Source organism: Salipiger sp. 1_MG-2023 (assembly GCF_030547555.1).
In the GTDB taxonomy this organism is placed as follows: Bacteria; Pseudomonadota; Alphaproteobacteria; order Rhodobacterales; family Rhodobacteraceae; genus Salipiger.
Genome location: NZ_JAUOQN010000045.1, coordinates 1 through 21,641, shown reverse-complemented (window position 1 = coordinate 21,641; position 21,641 = coordinate 1). Strand labels below are relative to the sequence as shown.

The following is a 21,641-nucleotide window of genomic DNA, read 5'->3' as shown; positions in this document are numbered from 1 at the left end:
TGAATATTCAAGTAAATGGCCGGTCAAAAGCCAGGCACCCGTGGATGACTGCCGCTTATTTGGGCATCAGGCCAGCCGCAGCCAGCGATCAAACCGCGGATCGCTGATCAGCGCCCGCCCACGCATGTATTTCCACAACCCGTATTTCTGGAAATCGAAATCCCAGTCGGACAGCCTGCGATTCACCACCGCCCAGGAGCCCCATTTCAGATCGGCGAGGATGCGGCACAGCGCCACCCGCGCCTGCATCTGCGCCGTCACCTGCCCGAAATAGGTTTCGATCAGCGCATCGGTCTCGTCTTCCTCGAGGAACATTTCGCAGGCAAAGACGCCGATGTCATAGCTGCGCTCGTTCGCCGAGGCGAATTCGTAATCGATCAGCTTCAGCTCGCCGCTTGGCGAAAACAGGAAATTCCCCGGCATCGGATCGTTGTAGCAAGTGACAAGATCCATCCCCGAGGCAGCAAAGGCGGCGCGGATCTTTTCATAGTGATAGAGCAGCCACGGCAAATCCTCGGGCATCGACGATCCCAGTTCGGCGGCCTGCTGCAAATGCTCGTCGATCAGATCGAAGATGGTCTTGACCTCGCTCAGCACCGGGCCGGAATGCAGCGTGCGGAACAAGCGGATCACCTGATCGCGCACCTTGGGGCGCATGAAATCGGCGGTGGTACAGGTGGTGTGGCCTTCGAGGAATTCATGAACCTCGGTGCCGCTGGCCGGGTCGTGAAAGATCACCTCTGGCGCGATGCCGACGCCATGGGCGAACACCGCCGCCTCGTAGGATGTGGCGCGGTTGATGAAGATCTCGGTGCCCGCGCCGGGAATCTTGAGGAAATACGAGCGCGGATCGCCTGCCACCGAGATGTGCCAGTTGTGATTGTTCAGCCCGCCAACCATCATCCGGTAGACGATATCATCCTCGCGGCCCTGCCAGCCCGGAACGCTGCGGATCGCGGCTTCGGCGCTGTGCTCGTCTTGGGTTCGGGCCTCTCCGATGCGGCGCTTGGGGGTCATGCCACGCTCCTCAGTCTCTCGCCGAAGCGGGGGTCGCGCAGGGCGGCGCGCAGACGCACCATCCGCCACAGGCCGAACTTGTAGAATTCCTCGTGCTTGCGCGGGCTCAGATGCCCCATCAGCATGCCGATCATCGCCCAACGCAGATCATCGGCGACGCCACACAGGCGGATGCGGTCGAACACCTCGTCGTTGTCCGGCAGGCCAAAGCGCGCGGCGGCGCGGGAAAACGCGGCGCGGGCGGGCGGCTCGAAGGCGCACATCTCGACCAGCGCGCTGCCCAGCTCCTCGCAGGGGCTGCCCATGCCGGCGCGGTCGTAATCCACAAGACGGATCTCGCCCGAGGTGTGAAACAGCACGTTCGACAGGTTGCCATCGCCGTGGATCGGCACCGGCGCATCGCCCGAGGCGCGTTCCGCCGCCAGCATCACGGTGTCGTAGGCGTAGTGCAGATCCGGGGCGGTCGGCGCGCCGCTGTCGGCGATCAGCGCGGCAAAGCGTTGCAGATCGGCAAAGACATCGGCGCGCGCAGGCAGGGCAGGGCCTGCGGCCAGCTTGGCCCGCGCCGCCAGCACCCGGTCGATGAACCCCGGATCAGCGGCATGTTCCAGCCCCGCCGTGCGCCAGCCCGCGCCCAGATATTCGCTCACCAGCACCCGCGCGCCGGCATCGGCAAACAGCACGCGCGGCCCGACCCCGGCCTCGCCAGCGATGCGGGCGGCCTGAAACGCCGCGTCGGCGTCGATGTAGAACGCGGTGTCTACGTGCAATTGCTTGACGAACAGCTGCGCGCCGGTTTGCGTATCGCGCGCCACCAGCGGCGCGCCGTCAACGCCGCGCCACGAGGGCGAGGCAAGCACCGGGATCGCGGCCTCGATCACAAGGGCCCGGTCTTCCCAGCCGGGCAGGCTGCGGATGATCTGCTCGATGTCCATTGGGTCCTCGCTGTTGCGGGGGTCATGGTGGCACGGGGGGCGCGGGCTGTCCTGCCTTGATGGGCGCGGCTTTTGTCCCTGCGTCCACCATGTCATGCCAATGCGCCTGCGCCCCTGTGCGCGGGCGCGCGGGCAGCGCAGGATGGCCGGGCAACAGCCCCGAGGAGCCATGATGCAAGACGATCTGATCGCCCTTCTTGACCGGTTTGCCGCCATCGGGGCCACGCCGGACAAGGGCGTGTGCCGCCTGACCGGCAACCCCGAGGATGGTGCCGCCCGCGAGCTTTTCGCGCAGATCGCCGCCGCGCGCGGTGCCAGCCTCGGCACCGATGCGGTGGGCAACATGTTCGCGACCTTTGCCACCGCGCCGGGGGCGCAGAGCACGATCCTGTGCGGCTCGCATCTGGACAGCCAGCCCACCGGCGGGCGCTTCGACGGCTCGCTGGGCGTGCTGGCGGCGCTGGATGCGGCCTCGGCGCTTTATGCCGAGGGCGGGCGCTATGCGCATAACCTGACCGTGGTGAACTGGACCAACGAGGAAGGCGCGCGGTTCCAGCCCAGCCTGACCGGCAGCTCGGTGTTCACCGGCAAGTACACGGCAGAGTTCGCGCTTGGCCTGCGCGACCGGCTCGGGGTCAGCATGGGCGAGGCGCTGGCGCAGATCGGCTATCTGGGGGACGAGGCGCTGGGGCTGACCCCGGTGCACAACGTCGAATTGCATGTCGAACAGGGCGGGCATCTGGACGAGACCGGCGTGCAGATCGGCGCGGTGACGGCCTCGTGGGGGGTGCGCAAGCTGACGCTGAGCTTTGTCGGCGCGCCCTCGCACACCGGCCCCACCGCCATGGCCAAACGCCGCGATGCGATGCGCGCGGCGGCGCTGGCGATCACCGAGTTTCATGCCCAGATGGAGGCCGAGCCGGGGCAGCTGCACTGGTCTGCCGCCAAGATCGTCGCCGAGCCGGACAGCCCCAATGTCGTCGCCAGCCGCGTCACCGTCTATTTCGAAATCCGCAATCCCGATCAGCGCATCTGTACCAAGGCTGGCGATCGCTTCATGGCGGCGATCACCCCGGCCATCGCCGCGCTTGGCTGCGCCATCGAGATCGCCACCGACGAGGCCCGTCCCGGCACGCAGCTTTCGCCCGAAGGCGTCGCGCTGACGCTGAAGGTGGCGGCGGAGCTTGGACTCAGCGCCACCGACATGTTGACCATCACCGGCCATGACGCGCTGGCGCTGGCCGCCGTGATGCCCAGCACGCTGGTCTTTGTGCCCAGCGTCGGCGGGCTGAGCCATAGCCCGCAGGAATTGACCCTGCCGGAGGATCTTCGCAACGGCGGCGCAGTCATCCGCGAGATGCTGCGCCGCCTTGCAAGCTAGCGCGTCAGGCGCATGGCGGTGATCGCTCAGCTCACGAGGTCGGACCAGACCTCGAACCCAGCTAGCGTGTTGGTCCCGAAGGTCAGGATCATCGGCACATCGGCGGCATCCCGGCCCCGCGCGATCAGCACGCGGCCCTGCCGGGGCGTGTTGTTGCGCGGATCAAAGTTCCACCATTTGCCGCCCAGCCAGACCTCCATCCAGGCGGCGAAATCGCCGGGGGGATAGGGCAGAGGCTGACCGATGTCGCCAAGATACCCGGTGCAGTAGCGCGCCGGGATGTTCATGCAGCGACACAGGGCGATGGCCAGATGAGCGTAATCGCGGCACACACCGGTGCCCTCAGCATAGGCCTGCGCCGCGCTGCGCGTCGCCCGCGCTGCGAGGTAATCGAAGCGGATGTGATTGTGCACGAAATCGCAGATTGCCTGCACCCGTTCGCCGCCCGGAGGCGTCTTGGAAAACAGCCGCCACGCCTCTTCCGACAGCAGATCAGTGTCGCAGTAGCGGCTGCCGAGCAGAAAGATCAGCGTGTCGTGGGGCAGCCTCTCGACCGGCGATTGCACAGCATCCCCCGGCAGGATGTCGGCATGGCCCGGATCGAGGATCGTGGTATCGGTGCCGATGCTGAACCGCCCCTCTGGCGCCACCATACGCACGCACCAGTTGCCAAAGCTGTCACGGTATCCACTTTGCGGCACGCTGGGCTGGGTGGTGACGTGATCGGCATGGGTCAACTCGCTGACCCGGCTGTAATGCACGTTGAGCATCGCGATCAGCGGGGTCGGTTGCGGAAAATCAAGCTGGAAACGGCAGCCAAGCCGAATCCGGTACGCGGCAGGGTTATGCTGCGCGGGCGTGTCAGACACCATCTGTCGTTCCTTCGCGGCTAAGTCAGCGCGACCGGCGGTCGTATTGCGACCACGCTTTGCGGCGTTCCGATCCGACCGGCGAGAAGTCTTCGTCGAAAATCGATTTCTTCTCGGCCTTCGGTGTCTTGGACGCCGTCTTGGCGGCGGCTTTCGCTGCCCGAACGGGCTTGGCAGCGGTGCGCGGGGTCTGCTTTACGTCTGTCATGGTCGATCCTTTCCCGGATCTGCGCGTGCTCTGCGCGGTGGCGGCGCGATGCTCAGGCCAAAGGCCAGACCCGGCGCACCAGTCCGCAGAGCGGGGAGATCGGCGGCGCAACAGGCGAAGGCCACGTCTCCTGTTGCTACAGTGGGCCATTTCCGTACAGATTGCGAGAGGGAACCGTTATCCACCAAAACACAATCGCTCTGCCCGCCCGCACAGGGCGGACAAGGCCCGCCCCCTGCCTTAGTGCGCGTCAAGCAGGCCGAGAAACTGCGTCAGCGCCCGGGTCTGGGCGCGCCCCGCGTGGGTCAGCGCCAGAAAGGCCCGGCGGGGGCGGGGCGCCCAGGTGATGCGCCGCATCGCAAGGCCGCGATGGCGCGCCTGCCGCACCGAGCGCCAGGACAGCATCGACACGCAGCCGCTGGCGCGCACGCCGTCAAGGATCGCCTCATTGGTCGGCAGCTGCAAGGCCGCGTCCAGATCCCCAGTCGCAAGCCCCATCGCCGCGAGATGATCCTCGAACACTGTCCTTGTGCCCGATCCGGGTTCGCGCAGCAGCCATTGCATCGCGCGATACTCCTCTGCGCCCAGACCGGGCTTGCGCGCCAGCGGATGGCAACGCGGCAGGATCAGCAACAGCTCGTCATGTCCAACTTCGCGCACCGTGAGCGCGCCGCCGGGCGCGGCGCCTTCGACAAGGCCAAGATCGGCCTCGCCGTCCAGAACCGCCTGCGCCACCTCGGCGCTGTTGCCCGGATGCAGGGTCAGCTCGACCCGTGGAAAGGCGGCGCGCATCCGCATCATGTACGGCGTCAGCCAATAGCTTGCCACCGTCTGGCTGGCCCAGATTCGCAGCCGTCCGCGCGGGGTGCGGGACAGATCCTGCAACAAGGCGCGGGTCGCCTCGGCTTCGCCGGCAAGGCGGCGCGCAGCGGTTGCCAGCAGCGCCCCGGTTTCGCTCAGCCTGATGCCGCGCCCGACACGATCGAACAGCGTCACGTCATATTGCCGTTCCAGCGCGGCAATCGACGCAGAGACTGCGGACTGGGTCAGGTTCAGCCGCTCGGCGGCGCGGGTGACATGGCACAGCTCTGCCACGCATAAGAAGATGCGGATCTGATCGAGGGTCATGCCATTTCATAAACCTGGCCAATGATATCTACAATAATTATGAATTGGATTGTTTGATTGGCGTAGCGCATCTTTTGGTCAAACAAGGATGCCCGCCATGATCGCCGCCACCACCTGCCTGAACACCGCCCGCTCCGCCCTGCCGGGGCTTGCCGCAACCGCCCTGCTGGCCGCTTTGGGGGTCTGCGTCTGGCAGCTGTCAAACCGCTCTGCGATGGTCAGCCCGATGGTTGTCGCCCTGATGCTGGGATTGCTGCTCGGCAACGCCGGGCTGCCAACGCACCGGCTTGCCCCCGGAACGGCGCTGGCCCTGCGCCCGGTGCTGCGCTGCGGCATCGTGCTGCTGGGCTTTCGACTGACCTTCGACGATCTCGCCGGGTTGGGGTTTGGCGGCGCGGCGCTGATCGTCGCGCTTGTCGTCGTTAGTTTTGTCGTCATCCGCCGGGCCGGTGCCTTGCTGGGCGTCTCGCCGGCTCTGAGCGAGCTGATTGCGGCGGGCACGTCGATCTGCGGCGCATCGGCGGTGCTGGGGATGAACACCGTGACCCGCGGGCGCGACGAAGAGGTGGCCTATGCCATTGCCTGCGTCACCGTCTTTGGCACGCTGTCGATGCTGATCTATCCGCTTGCGCAACCATTGCTGCATCTGTCCGCCAACGCTTACGGCTTGTGGTCCGGCGCGACGATTCACGAGGTCGCGCAAGCGGTTGGTGCCGGTTGGGCCTTGGGCGAAACCTCTGGAGAGCTGGCCACCATCGCCAAGCTTGGCCGCGTGCTGCTGCTGGCGCCGATGATCCTCGGGCTGGGGCTGGTGAAAGGCAAGACCGAGGCGCAACCCGCGCGGCTTGCGGTGCCGTGGTTCGTCTTCGGCTTCCTCGGGGCGATTGCCTTGAACACGGCCATTGCGCTGCCGCCAGAGCTGATCAGCGCCCTGACCATGGCATCGACCTTCATGCTTGCGATGGCGCTTGGGGCGATGGGGCTGGACGCGCGGCTTTCGGCGCTGAAATCCGAAGGATGGCGACCATTCCTGCTGGGCGCCTGCGGCTGGATCTTCATCAGCGTCGCCGGCCTCGCGGCGATCACGCTGCTTGGGCTGTGGCAATAAGTGAGTTCGGCGGACGTCAGCTCGCGGGGTTAGCATTGTGCACCGCTCGGTATCTTGCATAGAGCTCCTTCTGCGGCCATCGGTGCGATTACGCCCGCACAGGAAAGCTGTCAACAGAAGCAGACTCACGCTCCGCGGCAGAAGGGGCTCCGCTTTGGTCAAAGTGTGACAAACGCGCCGCACAGCCCCCCTCCCTGAGACAGCACCTTGAGCGGTTCGCGCGTGAACGGTATCTGCCGATCAGCCTGACGCGAATGGCGTCATGCTATGGAGATTTTATGCAAGAGCCCCGGGCCAACGCCCGTTCCTGAACCTCACAAGCCTGCAAGCTTCGGGAACAACTGACACGACAAGGACACTCACGCGCGATGCTGAGTGATACCGTTTCTATGCTCTCATAAAATCGAGAAAATCCGTTGAATATATCAAGGCACGAACAGCGTGTTTTGCACGAACTCGCCCGTGGTGGAGCCATTCACCATGAACGGTGCGACAACGGCAAGATACGCGACATCACCTGTTACACACGCGAGGGGCACGTCCTGATGGACTGCACGCTCGACCTGTTCCAGCGCCTGAGACGGCGCCGCTTCATCCGTTCACAAAATGGACACCCCTACCGGGTGACGCGCTTGGGGGTCACCTCCGTGCGCGCGCAACTCAACCAACGCTGAAAGGATCACTGACAATGAATGATACAACCCGAACCATCCGTCCCTATCAGGCGGAGGACATCGAAGCGGTAATCGGTGTCTGGCAACGCGCAAACGCGCTGGCCCATCCGTTTCTGGCCGCGGACTTCGTTGCCGAGGTGCATCAGGCCATGCGCGACATCTACCTGCCGAACGCGGAAACCCACGTCTTGGAGCTGGACGGCAGGGTCGCTGGCTTCATCGCGCTGATTGGCAATGAGATCGGCGGCTTGTTTCTCGATCCAGCATTGCACGGTCGGGGCCATGGCCGTGCATTGGTGGATCATGCGGTCACACTCAAGGGCCCTCTGACCGTCGAGGTTTTCCGCGACAACATGATCGGCCGGCCGTTTTATGAGCGCTACGGGTTCCAATGCGTCGCGGACGAACTGCACGAACCTTCCGGTCATGTTAGCCGCAAGATGGCAATGCCCGGCGTGTAACGTCCCAGAAATCCGCCCGCTCCCCATCAGAGGGGGCGGGCAATCTTCTGATTGAAAAGACGACGCGATACACGCATGCGACCACAGCCGCTTTCGCCTGCTCAAGCGCGCGTCGGGTATCGTTGACGCGGTGCCATCTCACATTGGCGCGAACGTTGGGAAGAGTGACAAATGATGGCTGGACGTCCCGGATTGGGATTTGCGCGCAGCTCGAACGGGTGACCTACTTTTCGGGACCGCAGGCGGTGCATGATGCGGCAGAAGGGGCAAACTATCAGATCAACGTGCTGCCGTTGACCGAGGCAACGGAAAATGTCCTCGGTGCGGGGCTCTTCGCGCGGCTGAGCCCGGGGGGCTACCTCGTGCAGATCGGCTGAAGCGAGCACCTCGTCGACGCGGAACTGCTCGGCGCGCTCGATGGTGGGCACTTGCCGGGGCCTCTCTGAACGTTTTTGGGGCGGGACCCCCTGCCGCGGGACCATGTGTATTGGCGGCATCCGAAGATCAGGATCAGCCCCATGTGGCGACCTCCCATGAACACGCGAGAGACTTGGTCAGCGCAAAGCAAAGCGGAGCAGGTCTGCATAACGCGCGATGCAGGTCCGCAGGTTTATTCAGAACCCAACTGAAGCACCGATGGGCCACTTGGACAGGACAACTGATCGGATCTCGTACCCATCCGGCATATCGAATGGTGAGTCATCTTGCTAATGTTAACACATAACTCTAATTATGGGCTTGATTGATTGTAAGCGGGTGCGCGCTACCCTCAAGTTCCTATCCCATTAGAAAACAGATGGTTATCTAATGGAAAACGTCTGCCATGGAAGCGGTTTACTCGCAACAGGTCCTGTACGGCCGGCGGCTTTCTTTCACGAGCGCCAAAAGCACTTGCGCCGGATCGAACGGATGCCGCCTGCCCTGCTCACAGTTCAGCAATGTGCCCTTCACGACGTCGATGCTCCTTGCAGGTGCCGTCACGTTGGTGACCTCACGAGAGCAGGTGGGTAGCTCCCGCCGATGATCAATCAGATTTTCGCACCACGTCCGTGCACGTCGCCACAATCTGGGTCACGACTTCGCGGCCTTGGCTCCGAACCAGAAGTAGCTCGCGGATTTCATCTGCGTCTGGACCGCAGAGGGCTGGCTCTACGTGGCAGTGCTGCTGGATTTCTTCGCGCTTCGCGTCGCGAGCAAAACGCCGCTTAAGACAAGCGCAAACCCAAATGCATGAAATAGCCTTAACTGCTCGTCCAGGAACAGCATGGACAGAAGGCTACCGAAGACCGGCATCAAGTGCAGGAACACCCCCGCACGACCCGCACCTATCAGGGCGATGCCGCGGTTGAAGAACAGGAGCGCCAGGAGCGACGCACACAGGGCCAAGTAGCCGATCCCGGCGAGCTGTACCGCCCCCTGCGGCACTGCCGCACCGCTTTGGATCCAGAAAGGCAGCAACAGAAAAGTCCCCAGCCCGAAGATCGCCACGAGAAAAGTCATCGGATGCAGGTCGGGACGGCTGCGGAGCGTCGAAAAGTATATCGCATTGGCGGCAACTCCGGCGAGGACAAGTCCGCCACCCCTACCTAACTCCAGAGCGCCGAGCCCGGCGGTGTCGCCCTCGGACAGGATCAGCAGGACCCCTGCGAGAGAGAGCACCACGCCTCCCGCGCGTGAAAGATCAATGCGGTCTCGGTAGATCGCTGCGCCGCAGACCAGGATCATGACCGGCATCGTCGATTGCAAGAGAAGCGCGTTGATCGTCGTCGTCGACTTCAGCCCGGCGTAGACCAATGTATTGTAGAGCGTAACCGACAGGAGCGCGTATGCCGTCAGCAGCGGGAGCGACCGTGCAATAGCCGCGCGTTCGCGCCATGCACGCGCGCCCCCGAGCAACAGCACCAGCACAAAAGCCGCCGCCCACCGCCAGAATGCCAACGCCACCGGGCTGAGCGTGCCCTCGCCGCCAAATGCCCGGCCAACGACGAAATTCCCCGCCCAGAAAAGACTGGCCAGCGACAGCAGAAGCGGCGCCGCTGACCAGAACCGCTCGACTAGCGGAATCCGCATCATTGCAGAACGGCCGTCGGGATGATCTCGACCAGAATCCGTGGATCAGCCATTTCCACGACACCGCAAGCCCGCGCCGGGGCTGCGTCACGGTTGACCCAGCCGTCCCAGACTGCGTTCATGGCTTTGTAATCGTCCATGGACTTGAGCCAGATCGTCGCCGAAACGACGGCGCTGCGGTCGCCCCCGGCTTCGGCCAGCAACGCATCGATACGCGCCAGGGCCTGCCGGGTCTGCTCCGCCGCATCCGCAGACCAATCGTCTGCAACCTGCCCGCCCATGTAAAGCACGCCATTGGCCAGAACTGCCCGCGAACGACGCCCGTTGTTGTCGAAATGTTTCATGTTTTTCCTCATATTGGCAGGGATTGCGCGGGTTCAGCCGCGCGGAACAATGTGCTGCGGATCGAAGGCCTCTACAGGCAGCTGTGGCCCGGAGAATGCCTCGACGTCCACAAGGCAGGATTGAGCCGAAGGCGCTTGCGAAAGGCTGGAGGCGCCCTTATCCTGGCTCAGGACATTCGGGTTTCCATGTCGCTCCAGTGGCAGGCCGCCATCACTTGGCATCGCCGGAGACGGATCGAACCATGCCCCTGTGGACAGCTGCACTACTCCAGGCAGAAGCGCGTCACAGGTTTCCAAGGCCGCGAGGCAGGCGCCTCGATCGTTGAACACGCGCACGATGTCGCCGGAGGCCAGACCGCGAGCAGCTGCATCATCCGGATGCATCCGCATCGGCTCTCGGCCTGAGCGCTTTGCAGCGCGGGAAATGCCCGCAAAGTCGTACTGGCTGTGCAGCCGGGTCTTGGGCTGGTTCGAAATCAGATGCAGCGGATGACGCCCTGCCGCCTCCGCACCCAGCCATTCGTCGGGTGGCAGCCAAGCCGGGTGTGGCGGACAGTCGGCATAGCCGTAGGTTGCGATCTGTTGCGAGAAGAGCTCGATGCGCCCCGATGGCGTTCCCAGAGCTGCAGCATCCGGATTTGCGCAAAACGCGGCCAGTAGGTCGCTTTCGCCACCATCACGCACGGGCAGGTCTTGCATACCGGCCTGCCAGAATGCTTCGAAGTCCGGCAGGCTGTATCCTGCGGCTGCAGCGGCATCGCGGCCTCCCTCATAAATGTGTCGCAGCCAGCTCTCGACATCGCGCCCGGCGGTAAAGGTATCTTCCGCGCTGAGGCGCTTCGACAGCGCGGAAAAAACCTCGTAATCATCCCGGGCTTCGCCTGCCGGCACTGCCACGGCGTGCGACGGTGTCACGAAATGATCGCGCGAGGAGAAGGCTATGTCGTTCCGTTCGAGCTGAGACGTGACCGGGAAGACGATGTCCGCATGCCGCGCAAGCGGGTTCCACCAACTGTCATGAACAATCACCGCCTCGGGTCGTTGCCAGGCTCTGCGCAGGCGATTGAGGTCCTGATGATGGTGGAACGGATTGCCTCCGGCCCAGTAGACGAGACGCAGGTCCGGATAGGTCCGGTTCTCGCCATTGAAGGGATAGGTTTCCCCCGGGTTCAGCAGCGCATCAGCGATGCGCGCCACCGGGATGTATTCCTCTACGCCATTCGACAGTTGCGGCAGCGACGGGAAGGAAAACGCCGCACGGCTATTGCCGATGCCGTTCACCGAGCCGTAGCCGAAACCGAAGCCGCCGCCGGGCTGGCCGACCTGGCCAAGGATCGATGCCAGCGCCACAGCCATCCAATAGGGCTGTTCGCCTCCTTCGGCACGCTGCAAGGACCACGCCACCATGACGAAACACCGGGTTTCCGCCATCCGCTCGGCAAGACCCCGGATCTCCTCCGCACCGACTCCGGTGATCTCCGCCGCCCAGTCAGGCGTCTTTGCGACGCCATCGCTGTGGCCGGTGATGTAGGCTTCGAGCGCCGCAAACCCCTCCGTGTGGCTTGCAAGGAAACTGCGGTCGGCGCGATCCGTAGCAAGAAGATGCGACGCGAGCCCCAGCATCAGCGCCGTGTCGGTCCCGGGCCGGATCGGCATCCAGCTGCTGATGCTTGGATCGGTATCATCGCGTATCGGCGACACCGAGATGACCTTGCCACCGCGTGCAGAGAGCCGGGATAGGCTCCCCGGTAGAATATGGCGGGAAATGCCGCCTGAAGAGACCTGGGAATTTCGCGACGGCAAGCCGCCGAAAGCGACCAGTATGTCGGTATGCTCGGCGATCCGGTCCCATGGCGTGTGGCCACTGACCAGGCCACTCTTGTCGCCGAGAATGTAGGGTACGATCGTGTCGGCTGCGGCGTAGCTGTAGTTCTGAACCGACCGTGTGTAACCGCCTATGGAATTGAGGAAGCGATGGATCTGGCTCTGGGCATGGTGGAACCGTCCGGCCGACGCCCAGCCGTAGGATCCCCCGTAGACAGAACTGTTTCCATGCGCGCTGCGTACGCGGTCGATTTCAGCCGCGGCAAGATCGAGCGCTTCGTCCCAAGGCAGCTCGACGAAGGGCTCGTAGCCGCGGCCAGCGCCCTCGGTGACGATCTTCCCCGCTTCACGTGCAGCCAGGAACGACTTCCGTATGGCTGGTCGCCGAATTCGGACTGGAGCATCGAGCGCCTCGATCATACCGGCGGCGAGCGGCGACGGCGCTGGATCCTCCGCGATCGGGTCCAACCTCAATAGGCGACCGTTTTCCATAACCGCGCGATAGGTGCCCCAATGCGTGGCAACCATAGGACAATCTGGCAGAACTAACATGCTGGGTCTTCTTGTTGGGGGTGCGATACGCCCGGCCTCAGGACGCGGCGGACCGGCACCAGTCGTCGATGAGCCGCCAAGCCACGGCGAAGTGTTCCTTCTGGAGTATGGCCAGCTCTTCTTGGTCCCGCGCCCTGAGGGCGTTCAGCATGGCTCGGTGTTCGTCCTCGCGCGTTGTCCAGATTTCCTGCGACAGGATCGCCAGGTAGCGCACGCGGTAGAGCCTGAGGTTCAGCGTCATGTGCATTTCTGCCAAGGTCTGGTTGCGGGCTGCGGAGACGATGGCGAAATGGAAATTCTGGTTGGCTCGGAAATATTCGCTGCGATTGCGCTCTACCTGAGCCTTCCGCATCTCTTCGATATGCCGCTCGATACGAAGGAAATCGGTCTCGCTTGCCATCCGGCAGGCCGTGGTGGCAGCCATCTTGTCGAGCTCGACATAGACCGACAGCATGTCGGTAATGTCCTCCAGACTGTTGTCCACCACCACTGCGCTGCGGTTCGGATAGAGTTTTACGAGCCGCTCCACCGACAGGATTTTGAGCGCGTCACGCATCGGCGTACGTGACACTTTCAGTGTATCGGCAATGAAGCGTTCGCGAACCGACTCTCCGGGCTTGAGAATGTCGTGGATGATCAGGTTGCGGATATAGCCCGCGATCTGCGCCGGAAGCGGCTGATCTGACGACATTTCGGGGACTTCAGCCGGATCTTTCAGGGCAGCTATAAAATTATCCATGATCAGATCTCCGTTGCCGCGTCCGCTGCGGCGATATCACCGAGCGTGACGGGCTTCACTGGCATACGCAGGCGCAGGTACCCAATTTCGGCAGGCTCGCGCCCGGACAGGTCCGCCATCACAGCTTGAACAGTGCCGCCGCAGAACCGGCCCTGGCAAGGCCCCATGCCCGCCCGACTGAAGCTCTTAAACTGGTTCGGGCCGGGGCATCCTTCGGCCACCGCGGCTGCCAGCGTGCCGCGTGTCACTTCCTCGCAGCGGCAGAGCTTCACTGAATTGTCCTGCGGCACCCGAACGGATACGGCGGGCCGGAAGAGCTTGTCCAGGAATGACCTCGGAGCCAACGCCCGCTCCTTCTCCCGTGCATGGGGCATGGCACGGCGCGTGGCCTCTTCGCCGGATAGCAGATTCAGATCCGAGGCGACGGCAAGCGCTGCGAGGCGCCCGGCCGGCCCGGCCGCCGCGGCACCGCCGATGCCGCCCGCATCGCCAGCCACCAAAAGCCAGGGAAGATCGGTGCGCCCGAACTCATCCAGCACCGGCGCCCAGGCAAGCCGATCGGAGTCCCAAGTCTGTGCCGCGCGGGCGGACATGTACGCGTTCATGTTGGGCACCACACCCTGATGAAGAAAGGCGTGCGCCGTCTCGATCCGGTGGCTGCCGCGACGGTCACGCCAGCGCACCTCGGCGAGCGCGCCGTCAGCCCCGTCGCCGTCCAGTACAATGTCCTGAACACTACGGTGATGTCGAACCCCGGCGGCACGCAGCCGCGCCAGCATCTTCGCACCTTTCCACAGCGGCCCCGGATTGCGCAACGCCGCTCCCAGATGTGGAAGCGCGCCGCGCATCGCGCCCGGCTCGGAAGCTTCCAGGACAGCACCGATCCGGACACCGGCCTGCAGGTACTGACATGCCACGAGCAGCAGCAGAGGCCCGTTGCCGATGAAGACCGCACCGTCGGCAACGGCCCCTTCGGTCTTGAGCAGGATCTGTGCCGCGCCGGCTGTCATGACCCCGGGCCTGGTCCAGCCCTGCACGGGCACCGGCCGCTCCATCGCCCCACTGGCCAGAAGCACCCGCCGCGCGGTGATGCGTCCGCCACCGCCCGGGGCCGTCCAGCTTAGCCCGGTCTCGTCATACTGCCAGACCGTCGCGCGGAACTCGCGCCGGATTGGCGCGGCCATGAAAGTCTCGGCCAGATCACGCCCGGCAAGATAGTCGCTGCCCAGCACCTTGCCGCCGCCGGCGGTGCGCTCGGCCAAGACGTTACGGTAGATCTGGCCCCCGGGACCGGGTTGCTCGTCGAAGACGGCAACCGACAGACCGCACGTGGCCGCTTCGAGTGCCGCGCTCATGCCCGCAGGACCGGCGCCGATAATTGCGAGATCGCAAGATGGTGTCATCCCTGCCCCTCCACAATCTGCGCTGCACCGGTCTGGCGGCGTACCGTCATGCCGCCGCGCACGGTGGCAAGGCAGGTCTGCCGGTTGGGCTCACCGTCGATTTCCACAAGGCAGTCGAAACAGACCCCCATCATGCAGAAAGGCGCGCGCGAGACGCCCCCTGCCGGCGTGCGACGCGCGGGGTAGGCATTGGCTCCCAGCAATGCGGCAGCAAGGTTGGCGCCCTCCGGAAGGCTTACCCGGCGGCCGTCGACGCTAATTTCGACCAGCTGGCGGGGGGGCTGCATCTCAATTGTTCTGAACATCGAAGCGCTCCGGTTGGAAGGAGGAAAATTCAGGCCCGTCAAAGCTTCCGGCCTGAATGTGTGTGATCAGCCCGTCGGTGTGAAAAGGACAGAGGGTGACACCACTATGGACACTGACCGCAAAGGCCCCATCGCGGGAGTGGTAAACCGGCACACCGTCCGGCGTCATGATCCGGAGCGCCCCCCAGCTGCGCACCACGCGTGCGTTTGCCAGCACAGGGAAGGCGGCCACGGCTTTCTTCACCGTATCGGTCAGCACCGGGAGAGTCGTCCCGTCGTCGTTGCCGACCTCCTCGGAGCTTTCACCGAAGAGGCAGCTGCCCTCTACCGTTTGCCGAATGAAGTTCGTGCCACAGCCCAGGAAGGGGGCCAACCGCTCGGTCACCAGGATCTGCCCCCGGACCGGGCGCACCGGCGCGCGCAGCCCCAGCATCGGCGCGATCTGGGCATTTGCAAGGCCCGCAGCCAGTACGATCCGCCCTGCCCTCAGGGTTCCTGCGGCAGTTTGCGCAGAGAACCCGGTGCCGTCGCGGTCGACCTTCTCGACCTTGTGGTGCGGCAGGTAGCGGCCGCCATGCGACTGCAGCGAGGCGATCAGCGCCCGCAGCAGATGGAGCGGGTTGGCGGTGCCGTCGTCCGGACAGTATGTTCCGCCCGCCACCGACGGGCCAATATCCGGCAGTCGTTCGGCCAGCGCTGCGCGGTCCAGCCTTTCATAGCGGGACTGAATCGCGGCCCCCTCGTTGGAGCGGGCCAGCATCGCTGCGCGGGTGTCGAGCTGCTCCTCCGAGAAGCAGATGTAGGCGGCCCCAGGCTGCCTGAACTGAAGGTCAATGCCGGTGTCGCTGCCAAGCCGATCAGCCAGGTCAGCCCAGTCATGTGCGGCTTGCCGGGTCAGGTTGGCGTAGGGGGGCGCTCCCGCCCCCTTGCCCTGGACCCAGACATTGCCGAAATTGCCGCGGGCGGCGCGAAGTGCGATGTCACCCTCGTCAAGCAACACCACGTCCTCGCCCACACGCGCCAGCCCCTCGGCAATGGCTGCGCCGACGATTCCGCCGCCGACGACCAGATAGTCGCTGATCATCCGATCACCACATCGGATAGGCGCGAGGCCTGAGGCTTGCTTGGAAGGCATTGACCATGGTCACCGTATCATAGACCGGCAGCCCCGTCGCCTCGGCGATCCAGTGAGAGAACGGCGCAAGGTTGGTGCATTCGAGAACCAGCGCGCCGATGTCCGGATTGGCGGCGACGAAGTTCTTCGCGGTGCCCACAACCTCGGATTTCAGCGTTTCGTAGGAAACCGAAGTGTCACCTTCCTTGATCCAGCGGACGAAGTTGCTGTCCTGGGGGATGCCCGCAACCGGCGTGGCGCGGTCAACCTCCACGGCATCCAGGTAGGGCCCGTTCAGGACATCACCGTTGTAGGTCATGATGCCTACGGTCTTGCCGGTCGGCAGCATGCGCTCGACCATGGGCACCTGAAGCAGCGACGAGGTCGCCACCGGCACGGAGCAGTAGTCTGCCAGTTCTTTCTGATAGATTGACAAGAAGCCGCAGGTAGTCGTGATCCCGTCGACCCCCGCTTCAATCAGCTCGTCGGCGGCGCGCTTGAAAGGGTCCAGCAGGCTTGCTTCGTGCAGCTCGGTCATCCGCGACGGCACGGCATCGTGCACGATCTTGTACTGCACCGGGAAGTTCCAGGTGGAGGCATTGCCGATATCGCCAACGTAGCGCTGGAATGTGGAGTTCACCATCAGGATGCCAATGGAGACACCATAGTAGGTTCTGATTCTGGAAGTCGTCATGCCAGTCTTTCCAATTGTGAAGGGAGTTTCATTCTGCCGTACTGAGGCGACGTTCCTGCACCTTGGGCAGGTAAAGGGTGCCAAGGAAAACCGCGTAGCCGATGGCGCCGCGAAGCAGCTCGGGCTGGGTGTGCCAGAGCGCCGAGGCGGCTCCCCCGGCAAACAGCGCGAGCCGCCACCAAAGAGGGATCGGCCCGTGGCCAAAGCCTACATACGCAAGAGAGATGAGCATGATCCCGGCCGAAACGGCGAAGGTGGCGGAGAGGGTCTCGAACAGAGTGCCGCTGAGCGTCAGCGCGGGCTCGAAGATGAAGCTGATGCCCACGATGAACCCGCCCACCGCCATTCGGAATGCATGGACACCGGTCAGAAGGGGGTTCGCCCTCGCGATTGCAGCCGCTGCGTAGGAGGCCGCCGCCACCGGCGGCGTCGCGTCAGCGAGCACCGCGAAATAGAGAATGAAGAGGTGAATCGCGAGCAGCGGCGCAGCTCCATGCTCGGCAATCAACGGAGCACCGATGGCTGCAGTCACGATATAAGCCGGGGTGGTCGGCACGCCCATGCCCAGGAAAAGGCAGCACACCGCGACAAGAAGCACCAGCACAAGCAGTGAATCCCCCGCCAGAGACTTGATGATCCCGGTGAATGCAAGCAGCAGTCCGGTGTTTATGAGCGCCGCAGTGATGATCCCTGCTGCAGCCACGGCCACCGCAATAGTGGAGATCGTCGCGCCGGCTTCGGTCAGGGCCTCAAGCAACTTGCGCGGCCCCATCCGCGTATGGGATCGTAGCCAGGTCGTGGCGATAAGTGCCGCAGTCGCCCAGAAGCAGGCGAAATAGGGCGAGAAGCGTAGGGCCATCAATCCGATGAGTACCACGAGAGGTATCACGAAGTGGATGTCGCGCAGGATGTCCCGCACGGTTGCGATCTCATTCTTGGGCAGCGCCTCAATGCCAAGCTTGCGCGACTGGAAGTGAACCGAGACAAAGATCCCCAGATAATAGAGAGCGGCGCCGACGATCGAGGCCGACACGATCGACAGATAGGGAACCGACAGCATCTCAGCCATGACGAAGGCGGCAGCCCCCATCAGCGGCGGCATGATAAGCCCGCCGACGCTCGAGGCCGCTTCGATTCCGCCGGCCAGTGCCGGTGGGAACCCCATACGCTTCATTTCGGGAATGGTGACGTTGCCTGTCACCACCACATTTGCCACGGAGGATCCGCTGGTCATTCCAAAGAGGCCGGACTCGACCACGACGACCTTGGCTGGTCCGCCGGTATAGCGGCCCGCCAAGAAAGTTCCCAGGTTCATGAACAGCCGGCCCATACCGCTGGCCTGCAGAAACGCTCCGAACACGAGGAAAGCAGCAACGATTGTCGCTGAAATGCCAGTCAGGCTGCCGTAGAGGCCAGAACCGTTCATCAGGTAGAGAATGTCGACTATCTCGCCAACGGACAGGTCGCGGTAGTACCAGAGGCCGCCCAGCTGGTCGCAGATTGCCATGTAGATGATAACGGCCAGCACCAGCGCCGAGAGCATGATGGAAAGAGCCCGACGTACCGCCTCAAGGATCAGGACGGTCATCAGGACACCAAGCCCGGTTTCCAGCGGGCTGAGGGCGTCCAAGAAAGCACTCCTAGAATAGACGTAGGAAGTGTTGAAGTAGATGTATGCGCTAGGCAGGAGGGCGAGGGCCGCTAGGGCCATGTCGTCAATGGTCGGCCTGTGATGCGGAGCGCCTTGATGTGAGGGATACAGCAGGAATACGGGCGGAACCGCAAGGAAGAGGTGCAAGGCGGCCAGCCTGAGAGGTTCTGGATAGCCCGCGAAGGTGAAGTAGAAATGGATGGCTGCCGAAACGGCGAGCCAGAGGCCGATGACGGCTTGGGAGATTCCGGTTAACTTGCGCATGGCAGACTCTTGGCTGTGGTTTGGGAAACGTCGCCGTATAGGTTCGGGCGGCGTTGGGACGCCGCCCGTTCTGAGGATCAGTCCATGTAGCCCAGCTCGCGGTAAGCCCGCTCCGCTCCGGGGTTCAGCGGCACGGGTTGGTTCTGCCAAGCCCGCTCCGCGTCGAATCCACCCAGAACCTGGTAGATGTTGCCGAAGCCTTCCTGGTTCTCGAGCAACGTCTTGGTCATCGCATAGACGGTCTCTTCCGGAACATCGGTGGACACGAGGATCACTGCCTCTAGCGTGGTAACCGGCACTGCGCCGCTTTCCTCGGACTGAAGGCTGTTATAGCTGCCCGCTGCGATCGAGCCCTTGCCATAGCCGTATTCGGTGTTGAGGTAGTTCATCAGAGCTTCCGGGAAGGCCAGAAGCTTGGCGTCGCGACGGCCAGTCTCGACCTCCAGTGCGATGCCGGTCGGCACGCTGCCGGCCCCGAATAGCACGTCGATCTGGTCGTCTTGGAAGGCTGCGGTCAGCTGGCTATAGGTGCCTGTGATCACGGTGCCACCGCCATCGGCAATGGCATCCGCGGAATTATCGTAAAAGGCCAGCGACCGCTGCAGGGTCAGTTCCTCGGACGTCGCCCTGGGCGAGGTGCCGATGCGCGAAGCGGGATCGGACAGGATTTCCTCGAGGCTGCGAGTTTCTTCGGCATCGACGATGACGTGGAATTCTGCAGGCGCCCAGGTCCCTCCCATCGAGGTCAGCTTCTCTTGCGGCTGTTCATAAGGATCCATCCCCTTCATCGCCGCGGCAGCGAGGAAGTCGATACCCATGCCCATCTGACTGATGCCGCCTTCGATCTTGGTCGGGTTGTCGCGACCACCGCCGGGGACCACGCGGATAGCAATATCCGGATTGTGCTCCATGATGATATTGGACAAGCCGGTGACGATGCTGAACCAGCTGCCGCCCGGAGAGCCGGAGGTCCATTCTAGGTTCTCCGCGCTGAGCGGCGATGCGGCCAGCGTGCCGGCGGCAAGCACCGGGGCGATAAGGCGTTTGAAAGTTCTGGACATGGATATCTCCTGTTGGGTCCGTAGGGGCGGCCGGCTTCTTGCGTGCCGGTCCTGAAAAGGAATTAGGCAGCCACGGTTTCGCCGAGCCCCGCTGAGGCCAGCGCCTGATCGAGATCACCGATCAGGTCGGCGACGGCTTCAAGCCCGATATGGAACCGGCACAGCGTGCCTGTCTCGGTCCAGCGCGTCGCCGTGCGGGCGCCGGACGGATCGCCGAGCAAGGTCAGACTCTCGAAACCACCCCAAGAGAACCCGAGGCCGAAATGGCGCAGCGCCTCGACGAACCGCACGGCCTGTGCGCGGTCGGTGATATCGAGCACGGCCGCAAACAGGCCGGTTGATCCGGTAAAGTCGCGTTTCCAGAGCGCGTGGCCGGAATGCGATGAGAGCCCGGGATGGATAACACGGCGGATACCCGGCCTAGATTCCATCCACGACGCGACTTCGAGCGCGCCGGTGCGGTGAAGCTCCAGCCGCGCGGGCAATGTCCTCAGTCCCCGAGCCGCAAGGAATACGTCGTCGGGCGATACATGATAGCCCAGCCAGTTGGCCGCCTGACGCAGCGGCGTCAGGAGTTCGGTGTCGGCCACCGAAAGGGTACCGAGCATGGCGTCGGAATGGCCAACAATGTATTTCGTTGCCGCCTGTACGGAAATGTCGGCGCCAAGCGCCAGCGGGCGGCAGAAATACCCGGTGGCCCAGGTGTTGTCGCAAACTGTCATCACACCGCGAGCGCGGGCGGCCGCAGCAATCGCCGGAATGTCCTGCACCTCGAATGTCATGGAGCCGGGGCTCTCGAGGTAGATCAGCCGGGTTTCTGGCCGGATCAACTCCGAGATTTGCGCTCCGATGGTCGGATCGTAAAACTCTACCTCGACGTTGTTGCGCGCAATGTATTGCACGAAGCTGGTTCGGGCGGGCTCGTAAGCCGTATCCGCGATCAGCACGTGATCGCCAGGCTTTACGAATGCGACGAATGGCAGAACGCAAGCTGCAAGACCCGAAGGTACGGCAAGTGACGCCTCGGCGCCTTCCAGCACACTGACCGCCTCCTCGAAGGCGAAGACATCGCGGGTTCCGAACCGACCGTAGAACTCGGTACCTTTGTCAAACCTGGCCGCCTTGGCCCTGTCGAGATCGGCGACGGTATCAAACAGGAGAGTCGATGCACGCCGTATCGGCTGTGCGACGGTATTCCCGCTTCTGCCCGCCCCAAGCAAGGCGGTTGAAGGTGCCGCTCTTTCAGAGATCTGGCGTGTCATTGGCATTCCGATCAATATTTATGCATACCGTAAAACTAGATTGCATACCAAAATTTGATTCAGAATGGAGAAAGGTCAATCTCGCGTTGGAAAACCTGGTGCGCTCGTTTTTTTTGCGAAAAATCCGCCTTGATGCCCATTTTCCAGAATAAATGCTCCTGATCTTTGACAGGTCGCAGCTTGTCATCTCTCCACGGATGAACGTCGATTGTGGGTAGGACGGCTTCTGGCAGCGCTTCTCTGAGACGTCCACAGTTCGAAATCTCGCCTTCCAGATGAAGAGACAGATGACAGGGGCCCAGCTTTAGCCTCTTGATGAAGGGGCCTTCATCAAGCTGAATGCCACCCTGTTTCCCAATGGCAGCGCCTGAATTAAAGAGGGACCCAAGGCATCGCCAGCGCTGTCACATGGCAGCCTGTTGCGAGGAAATGTACGACCAGATGGCAATCCCGACCGCTCGCGAGATCCTCGAACAACTGAAACAGAGCAGACCCTGCCCGGTAATCCCCCCGTTTTTACGGGGGCTTGGTCGTAGAATTTACGCGGCCATGCTCAGTTTCTGGGCGGGCGTCATCC

Annotated in this window: 21 protein-coding genes; 5 read left to right on the top strand and 16 right to left on the bottom strand. The window is 63.4% G+C overall.

All coding sequences use genetic code 11. The features are described 5' to 3' along the window. Nucleotides 1-66: 66 nt before the first annotated feature. Both Q4543_RS18060 and Q4543_RS18055 read right to left on the bottom strand, forming a co-directional pair. On the bottom strand, nt 67-1,017 hold the full coding sequence (locus Q4543_RS18060) for a choline/ethanolamine kinase family protein (RefSeq protein WP_303440583.1): 951 nt from the start codon (nt 1,015-1,017) through the stop codon (nt 67-69). Continuing rightward, entirely contained in the window at nt 1,014-1,952 is a 939-nt protein-coding gene (locus tag Q4543_RS18055) for a phosphotransferase (RefSeq protein ID WP_303440581.1), read from the bottom strand. Before Q4543_RS18055 ends, Q4543_RS18060 begins: the two co-directional genes overlap by 4 nt. Before the next feature lie 172 nt (nt 1,953-2,124). Between Q4543_RS18055 and Q4543_RS18050 the strand changes: the two genes are divergently transcribed. Beyond that, nucleotides 2,125-3,333, top strand: coding sequence for an allantoate amidohydrolase (locus Q4543_RS18050; protein ID WP_303440579.1), 1,209 nt, complete (start codon nt 2,125-2,127; stop codon nt 3,331-3,333). A 26-nt stretch (nt 3,334-3,359) separates the two neighbouring features. Here the strand turns inward: Q4543_RS18050 and Q4543_RS18045 are convergent, their stop codons facing one another. The 3 genes from Q4543_RS18045 to Q4543_RS18035 all read right to left on the bottom strand — a co-directional run bounded on the left by Q4543_RS18045 (nt 3,360) and on the right by Q4543_RS18035 (nt 5,538). Then, entirely contained in the window at nt 3,360-4,205 is an 846-nt protein-coding gene (locus Q4543_RS18045) for a transglutaminase family protein (protein ID WP_303440577.1), read from the bottom strand. 22 nt (nt 4,206-4,227) lie between these two features. Beyond that, the gene (locus Q4543_RS18040; protein WP_303440576.1) at nt 4,228-4,410 is read right to left on the bottom strand and encodes a hypothetical protein; all 183 of its coding nucleotides are present in this window, start codon (nt 4,408-4,410) and stop codon (nt 4,228-4,230) included. 240 nt (nt 4,411-4,650) lie between these two features. Further along, on the bottom strand, nt 4,651-5,538 hold the full coding sequence (locus tag Q4543_RS18035) for a LysR family transcriptional regulator (protein WP_303440575.1): 888 nt from the start codon (nt 5,536-5,538) through the stop codon (nt 4,651-4,653). Nucleotides 5,539-5,635: 97 nt separating this feature from the next. Between Q4543_RS18035 and Q4543_RS18030 the strand changes: the two genes are divergently transcribed. The 4 genes from Q4543_RS18030 to Q4543_RS18015 all read left to right on the top strand — a co-directional run bounded on the left by Q4543_RS18030 (nt 5,636) and on the right by Q4543_RS18015 (nt 8,158). Beyond that, nucleotides 5,636-6,646, top strand: coding sequence for a YeiH family protein (locus Q4543_RS18030; protein WP_303440574.1), 1,011 nt, complete (start codon nt 5,636-5,638; stop codon nt 6,644-6,646). A gap of 416 nt (nt 6,647-7,062) precedes the next feature. Beyond that, nucleotides 7,063-7,320 carry a YjhX family toxin gene (locus tag Q4543_RS18025; RefSeq protein ID WP_303440573.1) on the top strand — a complete coding sequence of 86 codons (258 nt, stop codon included), beginning with the start codon at nt 7,063-7,065 and terminating at the stop codon, nt 7,318-7,320. A gap of 14 nt (nt 7,321-7,334) precedes the next feature. Continuing rightward, entirely contained in the window at nt 7,335-7,781 is a 447-nt protein-coding gene (locus tag Q4543_RS18020; RefSeq protein ID WP_303440572.1) for a GNAT family N-acetyltransferase, read from the top strand. Between the two features lie 218 nt (nt 7,782-7,999). After that, the gene (locus Q4543_RS18015) at nt 8,000-8,158 is read left to right on the top strand and encodes a hypothetical protein (RefSeq protein WP_303440570.1); all 159 of its coding nucleotides are present in this window, start codon (nt 8,000-8,002) and stop codon (nt 8,156-8,158) included. A 772-nt stretch (nt 8,159-8,930) separates the two neighbouring features. Here the strand turns inward: Q4543_RS18015 and Q4543_RS18010 are convergent. The 11 genes from Q4543_RS18010 to metC form a co-directional block, all read right to left on the bottom strand. Beyond that, nucleotides 8,931-9,851 (bottom strand): DMT family transporter, encoded by a 921-nt coding sequence (locus Q4543_RS18010; RefSeq protein ID WP_303440614.1) that lies wholly within the window; start codon nt 9,849-9,851, stop codon nt 8,931-8,933. Further along, nucleotides 9,851-10,195 (bottom strand): RidA family protein, encoded by a 345-nt coding sequence (locus Q4543_RS18005; RefSeq protein ID WP_216004154.1) that lies wholly within the window; start codon nt 10,193-10,195, stop codon nt 9,851-9,853. Before Q4543_RS18005 ends, Q4543_RS18010 begins: the two co-directional genes overlap by 1 nt. A gap of 33 nt (nt 10,196-10,228) precedes the next feature. Continuing rightward, nucleotides 10,229-12,547, bottom strand: coding sequence for a molybdopterin-dependent oxidoreductase (locus Q4543_RS18000; RefSeq protein ID WP_303440567.1), 2,319 nt, complete (start codon nt 12,545-12,547; stop codon nt 10,229-10,231). Nucleotides 12,548-12,608: 61 nt separating this feature from the next. Next, nucleotides 12,609-13,310 carry a GntR family transcriptional regulator gene (locus Q4543_RS17995; RefSeq protein ID WP_303440566.1) on the bottom strand — a complete coding sequence of 234 codons (702 nt, stop codon included), beginning with the start codon at nt 13,308-13,310 and terminating at the stop codon, nt 12,609-12,611. Nucleotides 13,311-13,312: 2 nt separating this feature from the next. After that, nucleotides 13,313-14,713, bottom strand: a complete 1,401-nt coding sequence (locus Q4543_RS17990) for an NAD(P)/FAD-dependent oxidoreductase (protein WP_303440564.1) — start codon at nt 14,711-14,713, stop codon at nt 13,313-13,315. Continuing rightward, nucleotides 14,710-15,018 carry a (2Fe-2S)-binding protein gene (locus Q4543_RS17985; protein ID WP_303440562.1) on the bottom strand — a complete coding sequence of 103 codons (309 nt, stop codon included), beginning with the start codon at nt 15,016-15,018 and terminating at the stop codon, nt 14,710-14,712. Before Q4543_RS17985 ends, Q4543_RS17990 begins: the two co-directional genes overlap by 4 nt. Continuing rightward, nucleotides 15,002-16,102, bottom strand: coding sequence for an FAD-binding oxidoreductase (locus tag Q4543_RS17980; RefSeq protein ID WP_303440560.1), 1,101 nt, complete (start codon nt 16,100-16,102; stop codon nt 15,002-15,004). The genes Q4543_RS17985 and Q4543_RS17980 overlap by 17 nt, the downstream gene beginning before the upstream one ends. A 4-nt stretch (nt 16,103-16,106) precedes the next feature. After that, complete coding sequence (locus Q4543_RS17975) at nt 16,107-16,826, bottom strand: aspartate/glutamate racemase family protein (RefSeq protein ID WP_303440558.1); 720 nt, start codon at nt 16,824-16,826, stop codon at nt 16,107-16,109. Nucleotides 16,827-16,854: 28 nt separating this feature from the next. Next, entirely contained in the window at nt 16,855-18,741 is a 1,887-nt protein-coding gene (locus Q4543_RS17970) for a TRAP transporter fused permease subunit (RefSeq protein WP_303440556.1), read from the bottom strand. A 77-nt stretch (nt 18,742-18,818) separates the two neighbouring features. Then, nucleotides 18,819-19,802 carry a TAXI family TRAP transporter solute-binding subunit gene (locus Q4543_RS17965; RefSeq protein WP_303440554.1) on the bottom strand — a complete coding sequence of 328 codons (984 nt, stop codon included), beginning with the start codon at nt 19,800-19,802 and terminating at the stop codon, nt 18,819-18,821. A gap of 62 nt (nt 19,803-19,864) precedes the next feature. Beyond that, the gene (metC, locus tag Q4543_RS17960; protein WP_303440552.1) at nt 19,865-21,064 is read right to left on the bottom strand and encodes a cystathionine beta-lyase; all 1,200 of its coding nucleotides are present in this window, start codon (nt 21,062-21,064) and stop codon (nt 19,865-19,867) included. Between the last annotated feature and the right edge of the window lie 577 nt (nt 21,065-21,641).